The organism is Klebsiella sp. RHBSTW-00484, from assembly GCF_013705725.1.
Classification (GTDB): Bacteria; Pseudomonadota; Gammaproteobacteria; order Enterobacterales; family Enterobacteriaceae; genus Klebsiella.
Genome location: NZ_CP055482.1, coordinates 135,038 through 155,387, shown reverse-complemented (window position 1 = coordinate 155,387; position 20,350 = coordinate 135,038). Strand labels below are relative to the sequence as shown.

Sequence of the window (20,350 nt, the reverse complement as noted above, 5' to 3'; positions counted from 1 at the left end):
CTGGCTGTCAGATTTTGGCCTGATTGACCCGTGCCGCGAGCTCCTGATGACTCTCTTTCCTTTCGCTGTAGCGGTCGGACAGGTAGGCTGTGTGCCCTTTCAGGAGTAACGTCATTTTGAACAACTCTTCGGTAACGTCGACAATCCTGTCATACCAGGGTGAGGGTTTCATGCGCCCTTCATCATCAAATTCCTGCCATGCCTTTGGCACTGACGACTGATTGGGGATGGTGAACATCCGCATCCAGCGGCCAAGTATCCGCATCTGATTGACCGTGTTAAACGACTGTGAACCACCACAAACCTGCATGACGGCCAGCGTTTTACCCTGGGAAGGACGAACAGCACCTTCACTCAGGGGTATCCAGTCAATCTGGGCCTTCATCACCGAGCTCATGGCGCCATGTCTTTCCGGAGAACTCCAGACCATTCCGTCACACCACCTGACCAGCTCGCGGAGTTCAAGCACTTTGGGGTGACTTTCGGGCGCATCATCGGGTAACGGCAGACCGGATGGGTTAAATATTTTCACCTCAGCCCCCATCTTTGCCAGCAACCGCCCGGCCTCTTCCGCTGCAAAACGACTGTAGGACCGCTCTCGTACTGAACCGTACAGGATGAGAATTCGCGGCATGGTTTCGTTGTTGCCCGTAAGTTTGCTGGCAAGCGCATCATCAAAATAAGCCGGTTCGATTGCTGGTAAGTCGGTCATAAAAAATCTCCATTTCATAAGCTATGCTTTAAAAGTTATCACATATGAAATACCATATGTATTGTTATTTTTTTACGAGGTTAAGCATGCTACAGCCTGTTCAGCTTTTTAAACTGCTCGCCGACGAGACCCGTTCAACTATCGTGATGCTTCTCAGGGAGTCCGGTGAAATGTGCGTCTGTGACATCTGTGCGGCAACCGCAGAGTCTCAGCCAAAAATTTCTCGCCATATGGCCCTTTTACGTGAAGCCGAGCTGGTCATCGACCGTCGCGAAGGAAAATGGGTGCATTACCGACTGTCGCCACACATGCCAGCATGGGCTGCGGGTATTATTGATACAGCCTGGAACTGTGAACGAGAAAACATACGCAACAAGCTCAGTAGCGTGGCATCTGTCTCCTGCTGATGGCGATATATATATCCGAATAAACAAATGTGAATGGAGTTTCTGATGTTACTGGCTGGTGCTATCTTTTTATTCACGCTCGTCCTGGTTATCTGGCAACCCAGAGGGCTGGGGATTGGCTGGAGTGCCTCACTGGGCGCAATTCTGGCATTGCTGACTGGCGTCGTTCATCTGGGGGATATTCCGGTGGTCTGGCAGATAGTGTGGAATGCGACCGCCACCTTTATCGCCGTGATCATCATCAGTCTTCTGCTCGACGAATCCGGCTTCTTTGAATGGGCCGCGCTGCACGTTGCCCGTTGGGGGAATGGCCGGGGGCGGCTGCTCTTCACCTGGATCGTCCTGCTTGGTGCGATGGTTGCGGCACTGTTTGCCAACGACGGTGCGGCACTGATCCTGACACCTATCGTTATCGCGATGCTGCTGGCGCTGGGATTCAGCCGGGGGGCAACCTTAGCGTTTATCATGGCCGCAGGGTTTATCGCTGACACGGCAAGCCTGCCACTGATTGTCTCAAACCTGGTGAATATCGTCTCGGCGGATTTCTTTAAGCTTGGTTTCTCAGAATATGCCGCCGTGATGGTCCCGGTTAACCTGGCCGCGATTGCGGCTACGCTGGTGATGCTGCATCTGTTTTTCCGTAAGGACATTCCCGCCGTTTACGACGTTTCTCTGTTGAAAGAACCGAAAGACGCTATACGTGATGTGAATACCTTTAAAACCGGCTGGCTGGTTCTGGTGTTGCTTCTGGTGGGATTCTTCGGACTGGAGCCGCTGGGCGTACCGGTCAGTTTGGTCGCAGCCGCTGGTGCATTGCTTCTGTTTGCTGTTGCGAAAAAAGGGCATGCCATTAACACCGGTAAGGTGCTGCGTGGTGCGCCCTGGCAAATCGTTATCTTCTCGCTGGGGATGTACCTGGTGGTCTACGGCTTACGAAATGCCGGTCTGACCCACTATCTCTCTTCCTTGCTGAATCAGCTGGCAGAGCAGGGATTGTGGGCGGCAACGCTGGGTACGGGCTTCCTGACGGCCTTCCTGTCATCAGTGATGAACAATATGCCGACCGTGCTGGTCGGGGCGCTGTCGATTGATGGCAGCACTGCGACCGGTGTTATCAAAGAAGCGATGATTTACGCCAACGTCATCGGCAGCGACCTGGGGCCAAAAATTACCCCTATCGGCAGTCTGGCAACGTTACTGTGGCTGCACGTTCTGTCGCAGAAAAATATCAAAATTACCTGGGGATATTACTTCCGGGTGGGCATTGTCATGACAATCCCCGTGCTGTTTGTCACGCTTGCAGCACTGGCGCTTCGTCTGTCTTTCACTTTGTAATGAGATACTGATATGAGCAACATTACCATTTATCACAACCCGGCCTGCGGCACGTCACGCAATACCCTTGAAATGATCCGCAACAGCGGTACAGAGCCGACCGTTATTCATTATCTTGAAACCCCACCATCACGAGCTGAGCTGGTAAAACTCATTGCGGATATGGGGATCACGGTACGAGCGCTGCTGCGTAAGAATGTCGAACCTTTTGAAGCGTTAGGGCTGGCGGAAGACCGCTTTACTGACGAGCAGTTAATCGATTTTATGTTGCAGCACCCTGTTCTGATCAATCGCCCTATCGTGGTAACGCCGCTGGGTACCCGGCTATGCCGCCCTTCTGAAGTCGTGCTGGATATTCTTCCCGATGCGCAGAAAAGCGCGTTCACGAAAGAGGACGGTGAGAAGGTAGTTGATGAAAAAGGTAACCGGCTGAACTAAACGTGTTCTTGTGACGAAGGGCGAGAGAACTCGCCCTTTTTTATTTAAGATAATCAGTGCTAACGGAGGATAAGAAGCGGTTGTTGCGTCTTTTGCAGCATTTCGGAGGTATGACTACCGATAAAGAACTGCCGCAACCTGGAATGACCGTAGGCCCCCATCACTATCAGATCGACAGCATTTTCCTCGGCGTAACGAATAAGCGCGTCCCCGACTGATTGCCCGGTAAGATGTGTTGTGCTGTTTTCTATATCCGCGTCACGTAAAATTTGCTGTGCGGTCAGCAGCTCTTCCTTCTTACCGTTTACCATGACAAGGTGGCACTCCAGCCCCCTGAGTAAGGGACTCATCGTCAGACGTTCCAGGTTACTCCTGCTTTCTTCACTGCCATCATAAGCCAGCATGACTCTGGAAGGCACTGAGTAGTTCTCCGGAACAACCAGTAGGGGTTTCTTTTGCAGACGAATAACGCTTTCCAGATGAGAGCCTACCGGATGCTGGCTACCCCGACGCCCCAGCACCATGAGACGAAGGTCGCTCAGCTCTGCCAGAACTTCATCCGGTGTACCGTGTTTTTGCATCAAAAGCACATCCGGGCTTCCCTGTTTTTGAAGCAGTTCAGCACAACTTTCCAGTATTGCTTTCCCCTGGGCCATCAGCAGGCGATTACGTTGCCCTTCAATTTCTACCAGCTCATCGGTCAGCAATTGCTGACTGTCTATGCCGAGAGTGCCGGTCAGGTCTGACACTACCGGGGTGCTGTCTTTTTCGATAACGTGCAACAGTGCTAGCTGTGATTGCAAAGTGCGGGCTGCCCACGCCGCATATTCACACACTGACCGCGTTGAAAGTGAACCGTCCACACAAGCTGTAACAGTATTATTCATAGTTTTCCCTCCAGTCTGTTAATGACCGCCCATCAGTTTTTCGACTTCTTCAGGTTTATCGTGAACACCAAACCGGTCAACGATGGTGCGGGTGGCTTCATTCATCCCACGTATTTCAACCCCGGCGCCCTCTCTGCGGAACTTAATGACCACCTTATCCAGGGCGCTGACGGACGTGATGTCCCAGAAATGGGCATGTGAAACGTCTATCACCACATTCTCAATCGCTTCACGGAAATCAAAGTGGCTCGTAAAGCGGTCTGCTGATGCAAAGAATACCTGGCCGGTGACGGTATACGTCCGGCTCGTCCCCTCCAGAACTGAGGTTACACGCATGAACCGGGATACTTTAGTGGCAAAATTGAGCGAAGCAATCAGTACACCGGTCAGCACACCGAAGGCCAGATTATGTGTTGCCACCACAACCGCTACGGTGGCAAGCATGACCACGCTGGTTGAAAGGGGGTGTGTCCGCAGGTTGGCAATGGAGCGCCAGGAGAATGTCCCGATGGAAACCATAATCATCACCGCGACCAGCGCTGCCATCGGAATTTGGGAGACCCAGTTGCGCAGGAACACAATCAGGCAAAGCAGCACCACGCCCGCCGTGAGGGTTGAAAGTCGTCCGCGTCCACCGGATTTTACGTTGATAACAGATTGCCCAATCATCGCGCAGCCTGCCATTCCTCCGATAAAGGATGTGCAGATGTTCGCGATGCCCTGAGCTTTGCACTCCCTGTTTTTGTCGCTTGGCGTGTCGGTCATGTCATCCACGATAGTGGCGGTCATCATCGACTCAAGCAGGCCAACCACCGCAAGCCCCGCAGAATATGGCAGGATGATGAGCAGCGTCTGAAGATTTAAAGGCACGTCCGGGAGCAGGAAGACCGGCAGACTGTCGGGAAGTTTCCCCATATCCCCGACGGTTCGCACATCCAGATGCAGCCACATGGCAATCCCAGTCAGCACCACGATGCACACAAGCGGTGAAGGAATGGTTTTGTTGATATAAGGGAAGAGATAGATGATCCCCAGCCCTGCCGCAGTCATGGCATAAACATGCCATGTCACATTGGTCAGCTCAGGCAACTGGGCCATAAAAATCAGTATTGCCAGTGCATTAACAAACCCCGTGACCACTGAGCGTGAAACAAAACGCATCAGCCCGCCAAGCTTCAGATATCCGGCTATCAGCTGGAATACCCCGGTCAGTATGGAGGCAGCCAGTAAATACTGTAAGCCATGATCTTTCACCAGCGTCACCATCAGGAGAGCCATTGCACCGGTGGAGGACGAAATCATCGCCGGACGTCCGCCAAAGAAGGCCATAACGAGAGGAATACAGAACGCCGAGTAGAGGCCCACCTGGGGATCAACACCGGCGATAATGGAAAAGGCGATCGCTTCTGGAATGAGTGCGAGCGCGACAACAATACCGGCCAGAACGTCACCACGGACGTTACCCAGCCAGTCCTTACGCGTCGAGGACAGCAACATAGTAATTTCTCAGTTTTTAGATACAGTCAGCCCTGGAGGGCTACATTTTTACGTACGGTAAAGCACATCCGCAGACGGGATGTTATTGAGTGCGTGCTGAGGCTTGCTCAGTACGACAGAGGAAGGAAAAACTCAGGGTGGCGTAATACGCATAGCGGTTGTCAGATTCTCCATAGCGGATGTGTATATATTGTCGGCTCTGTTGTCAGGAAGAACTTACAGAACACGTCGCGTTTGAACATGAAACACTTCAAAGCAGCCCAATACTACAAATAAAGCGAATACGGGGTCAACCCAACAAGGTACTCAAACGAAGAGGTTAAGATGCGATTTTTATCCAGGAATTCAATATTATCAAAGGACATTTGAACTTTGCCCCACCCCGGACATCTCTACTTAGCTTTGACATATAAATCAATGGGTTACGTTTTACTTCTTGGATTACGCACTGGCACGGGATTTGGGATTTGGGATTTCCATGATGATTTTCCTGTGGGCAACCTGCATTATCACCATCCAGGACATAGGACGGGCTTACCCCGTTCTTACCTAATCATTTTAGGTCCTTCGTTACTAGAAAAATTTTTTAAACTCATACAGATAGACCGCCATAGGTACCAGCGGAACTATCTGTACCATTACTGAACTAAAAATAGATGAAAAAACATGCAGCCAGTACCGTGACGCTAATAATTGAAAATAAGTTAACTACGATGGAAATAAAGCTTTTTTTCATCATGGTCAAGGTTTCGGCTGGTGTTTCATCGAGTGCTTTGCCAGATTTATGGTCATCATAAATACGCCTTGAAGTTACAAGCTTATCGTGATGTTTATTCACTTGCTTCATCAAGAGGTGAATGACTAAAATCATAAGGGCAATGTAGATATACTTATCTTTACTTAGTGCGTCAATTATTTGATGTGCCTGATTCTCGTGCATAAAAATATCTCCTTGTTTGATTAACTGTGAAGTAGATAAAATAGATACCCAAAAACAATAGTGGATAGTGCTAACACCACACAATTAGCAATGTACCAGATCAATGTTTGGAACTTAAGTCGCCGGATCATTTCAGGTTCTTCACCGCTTGAGAAAGATCCTCTACCTTCACTGACTAACTTATCAGCATTTTTAAAATGCTGATAAGTTGAACCAGCACGGAAAGTAAGCCATGCCATACCTAACATTATGAATCCAAATAAATAAAATGCTTTTTCTAAGTAAAAATCTACCGCTGATACAACATCCAGATTTTCCATTTGGTAATTCTCAATATTGTTGGTGAGTTAAAGATTTTTTTGTTGGCTAACTGTCTGAAAGCCCTAATTATGGTCATTACAATCCAACCAATTAACAGGTTCCCCAAGAAACCGTGTCAATGCTGCTTTAGCGTATTGTGGCTTAGTGTAATATCGAGGGAACCAGCCATCGAAATTTTGTGTTCCATTGCGGCGGTATTCAGGTTCGACAGACAGTCTACATCCCTGACCGTGAGGCGAAATGAAAAAGGTGAACCCGTCAATCGAATCAGAACTCAACCGGCTGCATGTCATTGGAAATCCTTCATGATTTAACTAACCAGGCATTGCACTGGTAATCTGATGCTCCACACTCCGCATTCGAGGATTTTGACGTACAAAGTCTCTGACGCCCGAGATGCAAGCTTTGATGATTATATCAAAGTGAGGCTGCGCCTCCGATACGAAATTTCCCGTATTATCCAGTAGCAATATGACCCCTAGCGATTTTACAAGCTGGTACTCAACTGTCGACCGGTCTAGGGCGATCTGGAGCATGTAAATAGTTTCCCCGGATACATTTCCGTCTATTCCAATCACGGTTGCCGTGCAAGCTGCCTGCTCCTCTGGGTAGTGAGGTGTATAATAGTCATACCAGTAATCGGACTTCACCGATTCTTTCCTCGATTGCAGGTTTTTAACAGGCCATTTCACCCAGACAGATGACATATTCTCTGAAACCAGTGAGTGCTGTAACGCGGTAAGGGGGTTATCAAATTCGCCCATGGACCATAAGGTCTCAAATTCTGCTTGAAAAGTAGATGGGTCTATTACAGCAATAAAATCGAACTGGTCCTTATTAATTTTAGACGCTCGCTCATCCATATAGAAAAGACCAAGTCTGTTCCCTTTATCACTTCTCCAGGTGGCCCCTGCTGGTTGATAGTCCGTATTTATAAATGGTCGAAGTTGCTGGTCTTTGTGCAGAAAGATAAACGATGGGGCCAGTGTTCTATTCGCGTTCTTAACTGGGTTAACATATAGGCGCTCACCTGCGCTGAGGAGTTCAATGATCGACTTTGAAATGACAACATCTACAGATGGCGTGCAGGGGTTAACGCCCTCCTCCACTTGATGTACTAAATCCCCATCCGGACCCGGAATAACGTCTCGCAGACACGTTGGGCAGCGCTGAGTTTGTCCGGGTAAAATTGGCCACGAAAGATGTCCATCGTTATTAAGCGCAATTTTCAATAAAGGATGTTGTCTTGTCATCGCGGTCACCCCCTGCTTTTCGTCTTTTGAGGTTTCTGGTTTTGCTGGCGCCACTCCCAGGGGGCAACGGGATTCGGATCTACCCAGAGGCCTTTAACTGCTTTCTGCGCTGAAGCTTCGAATTTCAGATAGTTTGGGACGATGGCATTACCGTCAAACCGGTATACCCATGCATAGCCACTGTCTACCATTGAGGCGTTTATGTCATAACCATCAAGCCAAATGGTTCCCAGCATCCTGCCGTAAATATCAGGTCCGTGGTCTATTACCGTAATATTCTGTGCAGCAATCGCGGAGCTCAACGCTTGTTTAGCCTTTTGTCCAAAGGCCTGCTTACTTTCGGGGGCATCAATACCGTACAAGCGGATTTTGATGTTTGTATTCTGACCATCGAGCGCGGTGATTGTGTCCCCGTCGATAATTTTTACCACTTTCGCTTCAAATGATGATTGGGTAGCAAGAGTTGCCACCGGGAAAAGGACGATTAATGTCGGCAAAAGTAACTTTTTCAAAAGAGTCATACGTTCTCCCTGAATTAGATGGTTCGTAGTAACAAATAAGTCGTGTGATTTGACGCGCTTATTGTACCAATTAGAAACTCGGCGATTTTCTGTTAACGGAGGCAATTTGAGTGGGTAAAAATTTTAATACAGGAGATGAAAATAAAGGCCTTTAACAAAAAATTGAATTTTCACCGCGTGGTAGTCTGAGAACCTAAATTAATCACATTTCACGGAGTAAGGATGTACAACGATAGAACTGAGCCTGCAATAACAGCATTGCTTAATGATGAGACACCTTCCTCTATCCATAAATTACTGGTGCAGGTTGCAAGCATCTACGACGTGAAGGATTTGGCTGAGCAACTTAATGCTGCAACCGGCAGCGAATGGTCGAGGGGAACGCTTATTCGCCAGATTAAAGGTGCAGTTAATGAATGCCAAATCACCCAGGAAGGATATCGTTATCTTCGAACGTTGCTCCCCTCTCGGCCAGCGGACTATGACCAGAAGTTTTTCCGATTTATTGACTTGTTTGCTGGGATCGGTGGCCTCCGGAGTGGTTTTGACGCCATCGGCGGAAAATGTGTGTTCACCAGTGAGTGGAATCAGTTCTCCCGACGGACTTACAGTGCAAACTGGTACTGTGACGAGACTGAGCACCATTTCAACTCAGATATCCGGGACATTACACTCAGTAATCTTCCCGATGTTTCGGATGACCAGGCCTATGCTTCTATCGATGCATCCATCCCAGACCATGATGTTTTGCTCGCAGGTTTCCCATGCCAGCCGTTCAGTATTGCCGGTGTCAGCAAAAAGAACTCCCTTGGCCGAAAGCACGGCTTTGAATGCGACACCCAGGGGACCCTTTTTTTTGATGTTGCCCGGATCATCCGAGCCAAACAGCCTGCCATTTTCGTTCTGGAGAACGTAAAAAATCTGAAGAGTCACGATAAAGGCAATACGTTCCGCATCATCATGAATGCGCTTGATGAGCTCGGCTACGATGTTGCCGACTCCGATGCTCACGGAGCAAAGGACCCCAAAATAATTGACGGTAAGAACTTCAGACCTCAGCACCGGGAACGTATCGTGCTGGTCGGTTTCCGCCGTGATCTGAAACTCAATGATGGCTTTTCGCTAAGTGGTGTATCCGCTCTTTATCCTTCACGACGGCCAACCCTTAGGGAGCTGCTGGACGCTGAGGTCGATAGCCGTTACATCCTTTCTCCAAAGCTCTGGGAATACCTTTATAACTACGCTAAAAAGCACCAGGCAAAAGGCAATGGATTTGGCTATGGTTTGGTAGATTCATCAATAGAAACAGTGGTTTGCAGAACACTCAGCGCACGCTATTATCGGGATGGATCTGAAATTTTATTAGACCGGGGATGGGATTTTAGCATAGGCGAAAAGCACTTTAATGATCCTGTCAATTTGGCAAGGCGCCCACGCCGTTTAACCCCGCGAGAATGTGCCCGCCTTATGGGGTTCGAGCAACCGGGAAAAGTTACTTTTCGCATTCCAGTCTCTGATACGCAGGCCTATCGCCAGTTCGGGAATTCGGTCATCGTCGACGTATTTGCGGCCGTGGCCAGTTTGCTTCGGAGCCGTATTGAGACTGCCGTTTCGGCTCGGCTCAAGGGAGAGTTTGAAGCGGCATCATAGTCATTCTTCTGTGTGATTTAACAGGGTAACGTAATGGTTTAATTCACAAAATATTAACATTCACGCAGATAAAACCTGGGCAGGAAGAGTAAGCCTGCTTCAGTTATCGCCTTCATCAGGAGGTACTGATGACGTATTTTGATTCAGCTGAAGATCTTACTATTACAAAACAAAGGGCTCTCCAAGAGCTTGCTAAACATGGCGTTGAGGCCAGCGACATCAACGTGTTTTTTTCCGAGTTGGGTGAGAAGGAAGAGTACAACGCGCAGGATGTATTGAGATGGCTGGGCTATTAGTCTTTTAAATTTCAGGAGGTCCCATGGGCCAGAAGTTTGCAGTATTTATTGCTTACGATGACGAACCAAACACGAAACGATACTCGGCTGAATTTCAGACGCAGAACGAGTATGTAAAGGGATGGCAGTCGGCCCTAAAGAAAGCACACCACACGTCCGGGCAGAAATCTGTGATCACCTGCGGATGCCGGGGCAAAGGCGCAAAGCGTCTGTACGTCCGGTCGCTACCAAACAGTGATACCTTCATATTGATTAAGGCTGCAAATACCGGCACTGAGCATGATCCATCGTGCGTGTTTTTCGACCTTGATGCCAGGCATACGGGGTTAAAGGGTTATGCCAGCAATGTTGTACGCATCAACAATGAGGGGACCATGTCAATACGCCTCGGAATAGGCATGACGGAGAAAGATCCGCCGGAAAAGTCAGAGGTTCCTACCCCGCCCCAAATCCAGCGACCTGAAGGTGGACAGGCTTCAATGACCCTGTCCGGACTTCTGAGTCTGTTGTGGACTGAAGCCGGTCTTAATGTCTGGTATCCGAATATGGCCGGGAAGCGAAATGATTCGCTGGTTCGCTACCGGATGTTGGACGCCGCAAAGCAGGTCAAATCAGGTAGAGCGTGTATTGGCGACCATCTCTTTATCGGGGTGGCGGACTCTAAAAGCAAAGTGGCCAGTGAGCAGGTTAAGCTGTTGTCGTCCGCAGAACTGAGCGACAAGCGACTGCTGCTGCTATCAGTACTGCCGCGCTATGACGCAGAAAAGCATGAGAAGCCACTGAAGTTTCTTCCTATGCGTAACTTCGGCGGTATGCCCCTTACCTTCTTTAACTCAGACGGGCACTGGGATAGCGTGAAGCGGCGATTCCCACTGGAATATGCAGCCTGGAAAAATGGTGGCAAAGTTGTTGTTTTTGCACTTACCTCTCCCGTATCTGTGACCACTAGAGGTCTCTCTGCACGAGCTCATCAGATAGTGCTTATGCTGGTGAGTGATAACTGGATACCTCTGGACTCCTCATACGAAGCGATTGTATCCCGTAAACTGGATGCCGAACACCGGCACTATGTTAAGCCTATGCGGTATGACGCAAGTGCGAGCGATGTATTCCCCGATTTTTATTTACTTGATACCCGGAGTGATAAGCCGTTCCCGATGGAGGTTTTCGGAATGTCGACACCAGCCTATCTTGCGCGAAAGGAACTTAAGAAGGCGTATTACAACCAGGAATATGGGGCCTATGGATGGTGGCACTGGGATGCTACGGAGAAGACGGAATCCCAGGATCTCCCTCATTTCCCTGAAGCTAAAAAATACAATTCACCCGAATCACAACCTTAAAATGGGGTTAAAAATGGCGTACATACTTTCGATGAGTGAACAGGTTAAACTGAAAGCGTTTTTGGCGGCAGTACTCGATGACTATAAGCTGGGAGCTATTTCGCAGCAGCAAGCTGTTGGCGGGATCACTAGCCTGGTTGATGCTCTTGAGATCAGTGACTCGGGGAAAATCAGCCAAATGCTATCGGAAGGACGTAAACTCCTCCGGACGGGATAAAGAGCCTACGGGCGCCAGGAATTTAAGTTTATAGCAAATTCCTGGCGGGAGCAGTTATGTCGTCTTTTTGTTTCGCGGTTTTGATGCCCCTGGGGATTTAGGTTTGATAGCAACTACGCCGGTCATAGCTTCGGTAAGCTGCTTGATTGTTCCTCGTAAAGACTCTGCAATGGTCTTTTCCGCATTGAGTGTCGCTTCCATGGACATCATCTGATTCCTGAGCTGCTGAAGCTCTTCTGTCAGATCTGTTTGGACCTTTTTGGACACCAGGTTCTCATCAGCTAAGCGTTGTGCTTCAGCTCGTAGTTGTTCATTCGTCCCTTTAGCTGTTGAGAGCTCCGACCGGACGAGCGTCAGGGCCGTGTCCTTTTCGGCTAAAGATGAGCTCAATTCAGAGGCATGGGATTGTGATGAAGAAAGGTCCTGTTCAAGCTGACTGACACTGGACTTTAAATCAGACACGGTCCGTTGTAAGTTTTCATTCTGGCTGTTGAGGGCGGTCAGCTCTACCTGCTGCGCTTTATTTTCATCATTAAGCTGCTTCTGATACTCCTGCTGCGAGGCCAGTTCCTGTTTGCGCTCACTCAGTTGCTGGTTCAGTGTCCCTACTGTCTGCTGTAAAAGCTGGATCTCGTTTTGGGCATGCTGTAATTCACTTTGAGTTCCTGCCAGAGTTTCTTCTGCTTCCTGAAGTGAATCTTCTAATTTACTGGAGAGTTCACGCTGCTGCTCCAGCAGGTTAATCAGGTTAACTTTTTCGTTATTCAGGACTGTAGCCTGTTCTTTCGACTGTGACAGTTCTTCCAGAATTTCAGCATTCCGGTGCCGTAACTGAGTAATTTCTGCCTTCGCAATTTTCACGCTATCACTCTGGATAGCCGTATAGCTTAAGCGGAAGTACCAGGTGATAAACGCAGTAAAATCACTGAATGCATCTTTAATCTGGTCAGGGATTTCAATCGCGCGTGCTTCTTCGGGCACCTCGTCCACGTATTGCTTGTAGGCCGCCAGCATCTCCTGAGCCCGGGCAAAAGACCCCCCCATTTTATCCCGCAGCCAGTGGGCTTTGAAAAACTGGTCGAGGTTTTCGGTGCTGATGCTCTTATCGAGGCAGATTTGTTCAATCTCGGTGAAATATTTAACCTTAGCTATTGACGAGTAAGGGGAATTCTTCAGTAACTCGGGGCTTAGAGGGGGCGTTTTTGGAGTATCTTCACTTAAACTGGACGCTGTCTGTTCATCCCCGTTCATCAAATTTACATTGTCAGTCATCATTCTTATCCTTTGGCCGGGATCTGGTTGGCAAAATAAATGCTAATCAGGTCATTCAGTGCGTTATGCAGGCTTTCACACTCAACTGAGATATGGACGTTACCATTTTCGAACAATCGGCACTTCCAGCCCTTCGGGTCGGTAATGTCACCCGTAAAATCGGTTTTCCGTAAGACAGCAAGCCGATCGTACATGTTCATTCCACTGCCGACAGGCGGTGTTGCTGCATTGGAGCAGATGCAAACGATATTCTCAAAGTCGTTTAAATAGAAGAGATTATCCTGAGAAAAGCCATTATATCTCATCATGTTCGAGTCGGGAAAAATGCCGCGTAGTACCAGTTTTTTTGGCATCACAAATTGCTGGGCATTAGTTTTATACCGGCGATCAAGCTGGCATAGCAGATCAACAAACCCTTCAGCAAGTGTAATGCTGCGCATGGCAACTGCCTGGCGCAATGTACTGCGGATTACGGTTAACGACGCAATTGGCGGAGCGTTCCGGAGAGACTCACGGAACTCTGCCCGCTGGTTGTGATTCCAGAATCGGTCAATACCCGTTTCTTCAAAAAGATTGTTCCATGTCTTACGGTCTATTTGCTGTCGCCCTTCCTCGATGCTTGCGGCCAGGGACGCAGGAAGGCCAAAAGCATTAGGGGCCATAATTTTGCTGTTAAACAGTGAAAACCCGCAAATTGCTGAGGCTTCGGCAATCAGCGTCATGCCGTCCAGAAATTTTTGCATAGCGGCATCACGACTACTGGCGAGTTGTTCGGTACGGGTACTCAACTTCAGTTCCGGCTGCGAATTCATGCTCATTTCACGATCCTTTTCCCACTGTTTTGGCTGAGAGATTTTCACTGGCCTATCCACCTCTCTCGTTAAAAAAATTCTCGTAGCGTCATATATAGTGAAGCCTTTACTAGTGACTAATGATGAAAAAGATTAGCACACAGATGTCGGGTGACCAACAACCCGCAACCCGTTAAGTGGCGATCGCATCCCCTGAATGCACAACCATTGCGTTACATGACTGATTAATAAGGGTTTTAGCCGCAATTACACTATGGGGGGTGCTATTTGAACGATGGGATTTACCTGTAATTAAATCCCATAGTACATAAAGTGAGCTAAAAAAGGCCAATAAGCGTGACACCGTCACCTCGCGAGGTTTTTTTGTGGTAACTAGTTATTAGTAAAGGCATGACTAAATGTATAATGGGATAGTTGTTCGGGCCTCCTCTTTGGTCGTTATCACGGATGAGGGGCTGTTACGACTGATAGACAGTGATTGCACACATTGGGCTAAGGGCAACAAAATGACGGCGTCGCGAATTACACACCTAATAAGGGGTCCGCTTGGAAAAAGGAAATTATCCTACGCTAAGCGCATTTTTTGCACAGATGGCTACCGACTGAACGTAACGTGTGAGTCATGATCAGAAATGTGTTAACTCTAGGAATTGACACGACTTACTGTTTGATGGGGAAATCATGTTTAGCTATGGAAGGTGCGAACAAGTCCCTGATATGAGATCATGTTTGTCATCTGGAGCCATGGAACAGGGTTCATCATGAGTCATCAACTTACCTTCGCCGACAGTGAATTCAGCAGTAAGCGCCGTCAGACCAGAAAAGAGATTTTCTTGTCCCGCATGGAGCAGATTCTGCCATGGCAAAACATGGTGGAAGTCATCGAGCCGTTTTAACCCAAGGCTGGTAATGGCCGGCGACCTTATCCGCTGGAAACCATGCTACGCATTCACTGCATGCAGCATTGGTACAACCTGAGCGATGGCGCGATGGAAGATGCTCTGTACGAAATCGCCTCCATGCGCCTGTTTGCCCGGTTATCCCTGGATAGCGCCTTGCCGGACCGCACCACCATCATGAATTTCCGCCACCTGCTGGAGCAGCATCAACTGGCCCGCCAATTGTTCAAGACCATCAATCGCTGGCTGGCCGAAGCAGGCGTCATGATGACTCGAGGCACCTTGGTCGATGCCACCATCATTGAGGCACCCAGCTCGACCAAGAACAAAGAGCAGCAACGCGATCCGGAGATGCATCAGACCAAGAAAGGCAATCAGTGGCACTTTGGCATGAAGGCCCACATTGGTGTCGATGCCAAGAGTGGCCTGACCCACAGCCTGGTCACCACCGCGGCCAACGAGCATGACCTCAATCAGCCGGGTAATCTGCTTCATGGAGAGGAGCAATTTGTCTCAGCCGATGCCGGCTACCAAGGAGCGCCACAGCGCGAGGAGCTGGCCGAGGTGGATGTGGACTGGCTGATCGCCGAGCGTCCCGGCAAGGTAAAAACCTTGAAGCAGCATCCGCGCAAGAACAAAACGGCCATCAACATCGAATACATGAAAGCCAGCATCCGTGCCAGGGTGGAGCACCCGTTTCGCATCATCAAGCGGCAGTTCGGCTTCGTGAAAGCCAGATACAAGGGGCTGCTGAAAAACGATAACCAACTGGCGATGTTATTCACCCTGGCCAACCTGTTTCGGGTGGACCAAATGATACGTCAGTGGGAGAGATCTCAGTAAAAACCGGAAATAACGCCAGAAATGGTGGAAAAAATAGCCTAAATAGGCTGATTCGATGTGTTTGCGGGAAAAAAATCGGCCCAGATCCGCGAAATTTTAATCAGCGAGTCAGCTTGGGAAGAAATGACCTGCTTATTCGCACCTTCCCTAAGGTACCAGCACTGGCTCAATGGCTACATACGGCACCTGGTTTACGATTACGATATAAAAGCTCAAGGATGATGAATTCTTTTCTTTATGATTTCGACGTTATTTGTCTCCTGCAACACCACGGGGTTGCTATAACCAGCGACGAACCCGTTGGGTATAGCGTTCCCATTCCAACCCGAAACGTTTTCGAAGCTGTACCTCTTCAACATGGATATGTAATCTGGCTACTACAAACATAAACAACGGTACAGCAAGTATCCCCACCAGGCTGCCAAAGCAGAGAGCAACGGATAACTGGAGCCCGCTCATTCCAAGGTAAATAGGGTTTCGACTCCATGCGTAACAACCGACAGTTACCAGCTTGGTGGTTCTATCCGGATGAAGCGGATTAAGCGTCGTGCCGTTCGTGCTCATCTGCCAAGCGGTGTGCAGTATCATGGTAATACAAACACCGGTCAGCAACACGCTTAGCACTATATTCACGATGTCGAAGGTAAAACGCGGGATTGCAGTCAACACATCAGTGACGAAAAACAGCAATAAGATGAGTGGGGGCGGAAACCATACTCTCAATCGAGTCACGAAGTTACGCATTACACAGACCTATCTCTGAACTAAGCAGCCTGATGGCTGCAAAATGAAAATCCAGTCCTTGCCATTCCTATAGTGACCATGAATCTGACATTATATGCCTGATCTGAAAAGTTATTTTTTTCATAACTGTCCTTATAACGGTGCGGGGTCAGTCCACACCTCTGTTCAGGTGAACAAATTCAGCAGACCACTTCACTGTTAAACCTGTGGCGATTCAGGGTGCCATGTGTATGGCACCTCATCTCTTATTTACTTATTGACTCCGTTACCGCCTGCCAGGTTATAAAGCCACCACTCAGATTATATGTCCTGAAGCCGTGAGCCTGCAGAATACGGTATGCCACATGCCCGCGCAGGCCACTCTGACATCCTATAAAAATTTCTTTATCTTTAGGCAATTTTCCAAGGTTTTCCCGCAGGGAATCAAGAGGGATGGATAGCGCGTCAGGATATTCACCAAATTGTTTCAGTTCGGCAGGAGAGCGAATATCAAGTAAACAATAACTGCCCGGTTCCCGTTGTAACACATCGCTGACATGACATATGACCGTATCTCCTTTCATTACATTTGTCGCCACCATACCAGCCTGGTTAACGACGTCCCTTGCACTGTTAAAAGGTGGAGCATAAGTCAGCTCAAGATGTTCGAGATCGTTGACGGTAAGCCCCGCGCGCTGTGCGACAGACAGGACATCGATGCGTTTATCAACCCCTTTTTTCCCTGATGCCTGAGCCCCGAGAATTTTACCGGTATCGGGGCTGAACAGCAGTTTCAGACTGATCATCGTTGCCCCCGGGTAGTAACCGGCATGATCAGCGGCATGGACGTAAACCTTCTCGTATCGGGTGCCATGAACTTTCAGCTGCTTTTCATTCGCACCGACGCTGCCAATACTCAGCGAAAATACCTTACAAATGGATGTCCCCTGACTGCCATGGTAAAGGCTGTGACGATCTAGCATGTTATCAGCAGCAATGCGTCCCTGGCGGTTGGCGGGCCCTGCCAGAGGAAAATTAGCGGGTTCCTGAAAGACAAAGTCTGGGGTTTCAACGGCATCCCCCACGGCGTAGATGTCAGGGATACTGGTCTGCATACAGGCATTGACGCTTATGCCTCCCCGTTTACCCACTGCGAGCCCGGCTCCTGTGGCAAGGCTGTTCTCAGGTTTTACCCCGATGGCGAGAATAACCATGTCGGTCTGCAGAAACCCACCCTCAGACAGTGCAACGCGGAATCCCGTCTCTGTCCGCAGTACCTCGGTGAGCGCCGTTCTGAGACGCAGATCCACGCCATGACTCCGGATTTCCTGATGCAGGGCAGATGCCATTTCAGGATCAACCGGAGCCATAACCTGTTCCCCCATCTCCAGCAGGGTCACACTGATCCCCCGTTCGCTCAGAGCCTCCATCACTTCAAGTCCGATAAATCCCCCCCCGACAAGCGTGGTGTGAGCTACGTGATGTTGCTCAATCCACCCCAGGATAGCATCCATGTCAGTAAGATTTCGCAGCGTAAAGACACCCTCTTCCTGTAGCCCGGGCAAAGGAGGGACAACCGGAGCGGCGCCGGTACTGAGGAGCAGACGATCCCATTCTTCGCTATAGACCTCCCCTGAGGTCAGATTTTTAACCGTCACCGTTTTATTAACCGGATCCACTGACGTCACTTCATGACAGATACGGACGTCTATGTTAAAGCGGGATTTAAAATCCTCCGGGGTTTTCAGAATCAGTGACTGCCTTAAAGGAATTTTTCCGCCTATATGATAAGGTAATCCACAGTTGGCGAAAGAGACATCGCTTCCCCGTTCAAACACAACAATACTGACATTCTCTGATAACCGACGAGCTCTGGCTGCAGCGGATGCCCCGCCGGCAACACCACCAACAATCACTATTTTCATTACATCCTCTCTGTTCACCCGGGGCAAAAATGCCTGCCAGATATAATCGTTTCCCCGGGCCGGCAGGACGCTGCAGACCTGACGAACACGATGGCAAAATTACGATACCGTTAGTATACTAAATTATATTATATAAAAACACATAGTATGAGAAATCAGCAATGCTCATGAATGAAGACACAAAACGTCAGACAGATATGAAGAATGCGGCCCTGAGGGCAGCAGATGTCTTACGGGGACTGGCCAACAGCGACCGGTTGCTGTTGATGTGTCAGTTAAGCCTGGGGGAAGCGAATGTGGCCGGGCTGGAAGCGGCGGTCGGTATCACTCAGCCGACCCTGTCCCAGCAGCTGGGTGTAATGCGCCGCCTGAAGCTGGTCGAGACCCGACGGGCAGGTAAAATGGTATATTACCGTATTGAGGATAACCGTATCATGACGTTGTTAAATACCTTATATGATCTCTACTGCCCGCAGGCAGGCACCGGTAAAGGAAGCCATAACAACGAATAATATGATCCTGCTTTCCCCGTAAACCGTTTTATCCATGCATCATTAACCCTGTTCAGGCTGTGAAATGCCAGACCGGAACCTGCGATACCTTAACGGGAAAACAACAGTGGTCCGGATATACCAGCCGATGATGCCCGTCACGGACTGTATTTCTCGTTCACGCATTCACTGATTAACCCACTGATTCAATGGTGTTTAATACTGTGACGGTCAGAAAAAACAGTAGACTGGCCCCCTGAATCTCCAGACAGTTGGTATCACTTAAGTTAGTGATAGTCTTAATACTAGTTTTTAGACTAGTCGTTGGAGTCCGAATGATTGATGTTTTAGGTCCAGAGAAGCGCAGACGGCGAAGTGTTCAGGAAAAAATCGCCATTGTTCAGCAGAGTTTTGAGCCCGGAATGACCGTGTCGCTGGTCGCCCGTCAGCATGGCGTTGCTGCCAGTCAGCTGTTCCTGTGGCGTAAGCAGTATCAGGAAGGCAGCCTTACAGCCGTTGCCGCAGGAGAACAGGTTGTGCCCGCGTCGGAGCTGGCATCTGCGATGAAGCAAATTAAAGAGCTGCAGCGCCTGTTGGGCAAGAAAACCATGGAAAACGAGCTGCTAAAAGAAGCCGTTGAATATGGCCGACAAAAAAAGTGGATAGCGCACGTGCCCTTGTTGCCGGAGGATGGCGAATAAGCCTTGTCAGTCGTTGCCTCCGGGTCTCACGTGCGCAACTGCATGCCATGGCCCGTCGGTCGAAGGACTGGCAGGATCGTCGGTGCAAGCGCAAGCCTGATGATACTGACGCGCTGGCCCGTATCCATACCGTTATCGGCGATCTGCCCACCTATGGTTATCGTCGGGTATGGGCACTGCTGCGCAGACAATCAGAAACTGACGACATGGCGGTGATCAATGCCAAACGCGTATACCGCATCATGCGTCAGAATGCGCTGCTGCTTGAGCGTAAACCGGAAATACCGCCATCGAAGCGGGCGCATACAGGGAAAGTGGCCGTTGGAGAAAGTAACCAGCGGTGGTGCTCTGACGGCTTCGAGTTCAGCTGTGATAACGGTGAAAAACTGCGGGTCACGTTCGCTCTGGACTGTTGCGATCGCGAGGCACTTTACTGGGCGGCCAGTAACGGTGGATATGACAGTGAAACCGTGCAGGACGTCATGCTGGGTGCCGTGGAGCGTCGCTTCGGTAACAGCCTGCCGACATCCCCAGTTGAGTGGCTGACAGACAACGGTTCAGCCTACCGTTCTTATCAGACGCGTCAGTTCGCCAGAATGGTAGGACTGGAGCCTAAACATACGGCGGTACGTAGCCCGGAAAGCAACGGGATGGCAGAGAGCTTCGTGAAAACGATGAAGCGCGATTACATCAGCATCATGCCGAAACCCGACGGGTTAACAGCGGTAAAGAACCTTGCGGAGGCCTTCGAACATTACAACGAATGGCATCCGCATAGTGCACTGGGGTATCGTTCGCCACGGGAATATCTGCGGCGACGAACCAGTCATGGGTTAAGTGATAAAAAGTGTATGGAAATATAGGGGC

At 49.4% G+C, this 20,350-nt stretch carries 20 protein-coding genes and 1 pseudogene; 10 read left to right on the top strand and 11 right to left on the bottom strand.

Annotation, left to right across the window (positions count from 1 at the left end; all coding sequences use genetic code 11):
• Positions 1-7: 7 nt before the first annotated feature.
• Entirely contained in the window at positions 8-712 is a 705-nt protein-coding gene (arsH, locus tag HV213_RS30595; protein WP_000130816.1) for an arsenical resistance protein ArsH, read from the bottom strand.
• 86 nt (positions 713-798) lie between these two features.
• Here arsH and HV213_RS30590 point away from each other — a divergent pair, with 86 nt between their 5' ends.
• The 3 genes from HV213_RS30590 to arsC are packed head-to-tail and all read left to right on the top strand — an operon-like array spanning position 799 to position 2,892.
• Positions 799-1,119: a transcriptional regulator gene (locus HV213_RS30590; protein WP_000941305.1), complete on the top strand. Its 321-nt coding sequence runs from the start codon at positions 799-801 to the stop codon at positions 1,117-1,119.
• A 45-nt stretch (positions 1,120-1,164) separates the two neighbouring features.
• Positions 1,165-2,454 carry an arsenic transporter gene (locus HV213_RS30585; RefSeq protein ID WP_000922628.1) on the top strand — a complete coding sequence of 430 codons (1,290 nt, stop codon included), beginning with the start codon at positions 1,165-1,167 and terminating at the stop codon, positions 2,452-2,454.
• 12 nt (positions 2,455-2,466) lie between these two features.
• Positions 2,467-2,892, top strand: coding sequence for a glutaredoxin-dependent arsenate reductase (arsC, locus tag HV213_RS30580; protein WP_000065802.1), 426 nt, complete (start codon positions 2,467-2,469; stop codon positions 2,890-2,892).
• A 59-nt stretch (positions 2,893-2,951) separates the two neighbouring features.
• On the opposite strand, the gene HV213_RS30575 is transcribed toward arsC, so the two are convergent.
• From HV213_RS30575 to HV213_RS30550, 6 genes are all read right to left on the bottom strand, one after another.
• Positions 2,952-3,779: a universal stress protein gene (locus HV213_RS30575; protein ID WP_001066652.1), complete on the bottom strand. Its 828-nt coding sequence runs from the start codon at positions 3,777-3,779 to the stop codon at positions 2,952-2,954.
• A gap of 18 nt (positions 3,780-3,797) precedes the next feature.
• Positions 3,798-5,276 carry a SulP family inorganic anion transporter gene (locus HV213_RS30570; protein WP_000927306.1) on the bottom strand — a complete coding sequence of 493 codons (1,479 nt, stop codon included), beginning with the start codon at positions 5,274-5,276 and terminating at the stop codon, positions 3,798-3,800.
• A gap of 646 nt (positions 5,277-5,922) precedes the next feature.
• Positions 5,923-6,216, bottom strand: coding sequence for a hypothetical protein (locus HV213_RS30565; RefSeq protein ID WP_016246546.1), 294 nt, complete (start codon positions 6,214-6,216; stop codon positions 5,923-5,925).
• A 20-nt stretch (positions 6,217-6,236) separates the two neighbouring features.
• Positions 6,237-6,536 carry a hypothetical protein gene (locus tag HV213_RS30560; RefSeq protein ID WP_016246547.1) on the bottom strand — a complete coding sequence of 100 codons (300 nt, stop codon included), beginning with the start codon at positions 6,534-6,536 and terminating at the stop codon, positions 6,237-6,239.
• A 315-nt stretch (positions 6,537-6,851) separates the two neighbouring features.
• On the bottom strand, positions 6,852-7,790 hold the full coding sequence (locus HV213_RS30555; protein WP_032610440.1) for a hypothetical protein: 939 nt from the start codon (positions 7,788-7,790) through the stop codon (positions 6,852-6,854).
• Positions 7,791-7,795: 5 nt separating this feature from the next.
• On the bottom strand, positions 7,796-8,311 hold the full coding sequence (locus tag HV213_RS30550; RefSeq protein ID WP_015062960.1) for a thermonuclease family protein: 516 nt from the start codon (positions 8,309-8,311) through the stop codon (positions 7,796-7,798).
• Between the two features lie 222 nt (positions 8,312-8,533).
• Between HV213_RS30550 and HV213_RS30545 the strand changes: the two genes are divergently transcribed.
• From HV213_RS30545 to HV213_RS30530, 4 genes are all read left to right on the top strand, one after another.
• A complete protein-coding gene (locus tag HV213_RS30545; RefSeq protein WP_015062959.1) occupies positions 8,534-9,961 on the top strand; it encodes a DNA cytosine methyltransferase in 1,428 nt (475 codons plus the stop codon).
• Between the two features lie 128 nt (positions 9,962-10,089).
• Positions 10,090-10,257, top strand: coding sequence for a hypothetical protein (locus HV213_RS30540; RefSeq protein ID WP_016246550.1), 168 nt, complete (start codon positions 10,090-10,092; stop codon positions 10,255-10,257).
• Between the two features lie 23 nt (positions 10,258-10,280).
• Positions 10,281-11,600 (top strand): DUF1173 family protein, encoded by a 1,320-nt coding sequence (locus HV213_RS30535; RefSeq protein ID WP_032610439.1) that lies wholly within the window; start codon positions 10,281-10,283, stop codon positions 11,598-11,600.
• Positions 11,601-11,613: 13 nt separating this feature from the next.
• A complete protein-coding gene (locus HV213_RS30530) occupies positions 11,614-11,817 on the top strand; it encodes a hypothetical protein (protein WP_024191726.1) in 204 nt (67 codons plus the stop codon).
• Positions 11,818-11,871: 54 nt separating this feature from the next.
• On the opposite strand, the gene HV213_RS30525 is transcribed toward HV213_RS30530, so the two are convergent.
• Together HV213_RS30525 and HV213_RS30520 are read right to left on the bottom strand one after the other, a co-directional pair.
• The gene (locus tag HV213_RS30525; RefSeq protein ID WP_032610436.1) at positions 11,872-13,092 is read right to left on the bottom strand and encodes a coiled-coil domain-containing protein; all 1,221 of its coding nucleotides are present in this window, start codon (positions 13,090-13,092) and stop codon (positions 11,872-11,874) included.
• A gap of 2 nt (positions 13,093-13,094) precedes the next feature.
• A complete protein-coding gene (locus HV213_RS30520; protein WP_015062955.1) occupies positions 13,095-13,907 on the bottom strand; it encodes a DUF4942 domain-containing protein in 813 nt (270 codons plus the stop codon).
• Positions 13,908-14,662: 755 nt separating this feature from the next.
• On the opposite strand from HV213_RS30520, the pseudogene HV213_RS30515 reads away from it, so the two are divergent.
• Positions 14,663-15,643 (top strand): annotated as a pseudogene (locus HV213_RS30515) (IS5-like element IS5 family transposase).
• A gap of 279 nt (positions 15,644-15,922) precedes the next feature.
• Here HV213_RS30515 and HV213_RS30510 read toward each other — a convergent pair.
• Positions 15,923-16,387 carry a methyltransferase family protein gene (locus HV213_RS30510; protein WP_001243598.1) on the bottom strand — a complete coding sequence of 155 codons (465 nt, stop codon included), beginning with the start codon at positions 16,385-16,387 and terminating at the stop codon, positions 15,923-15,925.
• Positions 16,388-16,632: 245 nt separating this feature from the next.
• Positions 16,633-18,291 carry an FAD-dependent oxidoreductase gene (locus HV213_RS30505; RefSeq protein WP_181486577.1) on the bottom strand — a complete coding sequence of 553 codons (1,659 nt, stop codon included), beginning with the start codon at positions 18,289-18,291 and terminating at the stop codon, positions 16,633-16,635.
• Positions 18,292-18,452: 161 nt separating this feature from the next.
• Between HV213_RS30505 and HV213_RS30500 the strand changes: the two genes are divergently transcribed.
• Entirely contained in the window at positions 18,453-18,803 is a 351-nt protein-coding gene (locus tag HV213_RS30500) for an ArsR/SmtB family transcription factor (RefSeq protein WP_000928911.1), read from the top strand.
• 314 nt (positions 18,804-19,117) lie between these two features.
• Positions 19,118-20,346 (top strand): IS3-like element ISEc36 family transposase gene (locus HV213_RS30495; RefSeq protein ID WP_110129298.1). Its coding sequence is split into 2 segments (ribosomal slippage): positions 19,118-19,433 and positions 19,433-20,346, totalling 1,230 coding nucleotides; the frame shifts between segments, so codons are not numbered across the junction.
• Positions 20,347-20,350 lie beyond the last annotated feature (4 nt).

Excerpts from the sequence above, each read along its gene's own strand:
- arsH (WP_000130816.1), bottom strand. The coding sequence starts at position 712 with ATGACCGACTTACCAGCAATCGAACCGGCTTATTTTGATGATGCGCTT.
- HV213_RS30590 (WP_000941305.1), top strand. The coding sequence starts at position 799 with ATGCTACAGCCTGTTCAGCTTTTTAAACTGCTCGCCGACGAGACCCGT.
- HV213_RS30585 (WP_000922628.1), top strand. The coding sequence starts at position 1,165 with ATGTTACTGGCTGGTGCTATCTTTTTATTCACGCTCGTCCTGGTTATC.
- arsC (WP_000065802.1), top strand. The coding sequence starts at position 2,467 with ATGAGCAACATTACCATTTATCACAACCCGGCCTGCGGCACGTCACGC.
- HV213_RS30575 (WP_001066652.1), bottom strand. The coding sequence starts at position 3,779 with ATGAATAATACTGTTACAGCTTGTGTGGACGGTTCACTTTCAACGCGG.
- HV213_RS30570 (WP_000927306.1), bottom strand. The coding sequence starts at position 5,276 with ATGTTGCTGTCCTCGACGCGTAAGGACTGGCTGGGTAACGTCCGTGGT.
- HV213_RS30565 (WP_016246546.1), bottom strand. The coding sequence starts at position 6,216 with ATGCACGAGAATCAGGCACATCAAATAATTGACGCACTAAGTAAAGAT.
- HV213_RS30560 (WP_016246547.1), bottom strand. The coding sequence starts at position 6,536 with ATGGAAAATCTGGATGTTGTATCAGCGGTAGATTTTTACTTAGAAAAA.
- HV213_RS30555 (WP_032610440.1), bottom strand. The coding sequence starts at position 7,790 with ATGACAAGACAACATCCTTTATTGAAAATTGCGCTTAATAACGATGGA.
- HV213_RS30550 (WP_015062960.1), bottom strand. The coding sequence starts at position 8,311 with ATGACTCTTTTGAAAAAGTTACTTTTGCCGACATTAATCGTCCTTTTC.
- HV213_RS30545 (WP_015062959.1), top strand. The coding sequence starts at position 8,534 with ATGTACAACGATAGAACTGAGCCTGCAATAACAGCATTGCTTAATGAT.
- HV213_RS30540 (WP_016246550.1), top strand. The coding sequence starts at position 10,090 with ATGACGTATTTTGATTCAGCTGAAGATCTTACTATTACAAAACAAAGG.
- HV213_RS30535 (WP_032610439.1), top strand. The coding sequence starts at position 10,281 with ATGGGCCAGAAGTTTGCAGTATTTATTGCTTACGATGACGAACCAAAC.
- HV213_RS30530 (WP_024191726.1), top strand. The coding sequence starts at position 11,614 with ATGGCGTACATACTTTCGATGAGTGAACAGGTTAAACTGAAAGCGTTT.
- HV213_RS30525 (WP_032610436.1), bottom strand. The coding sequence starts at position 13,092 with ATGATGACTGACAATGTAAATTTGATGAACGGGGATGAACAGACAGCG.
- HV213_RS30520 (WP_015062955.1), bottom strand. The coding sequence starts at position 13,907 with ATGAGCATGAATTCGCAGCCGGAACTGAAGTTGAGTACCCGTACCGAA.
- HV213_RS30510 (WP_001243598.1), bottom strand. The coding sequence starts at position 16,387 with ATGCGTAACTTCGTGACTCGATTGAGAGTATGGTTTCCGCCCCCACTC.
- HV213_RS30505 (WP_181486577.1), bottom strand. The coding sequence starts at position 18,291 with ATGAAAATAGTGATTGTTGGTGGTGTTGCCGGCGGGGCATCCGCTGCA.
- HV213_RS30500 (WP_000928911.1), top strand. The coding sequence starts at position 18,453 with ATGCTCATGAATGAAGACACAAAACGTCAGACAGATATGAAGAATGCG.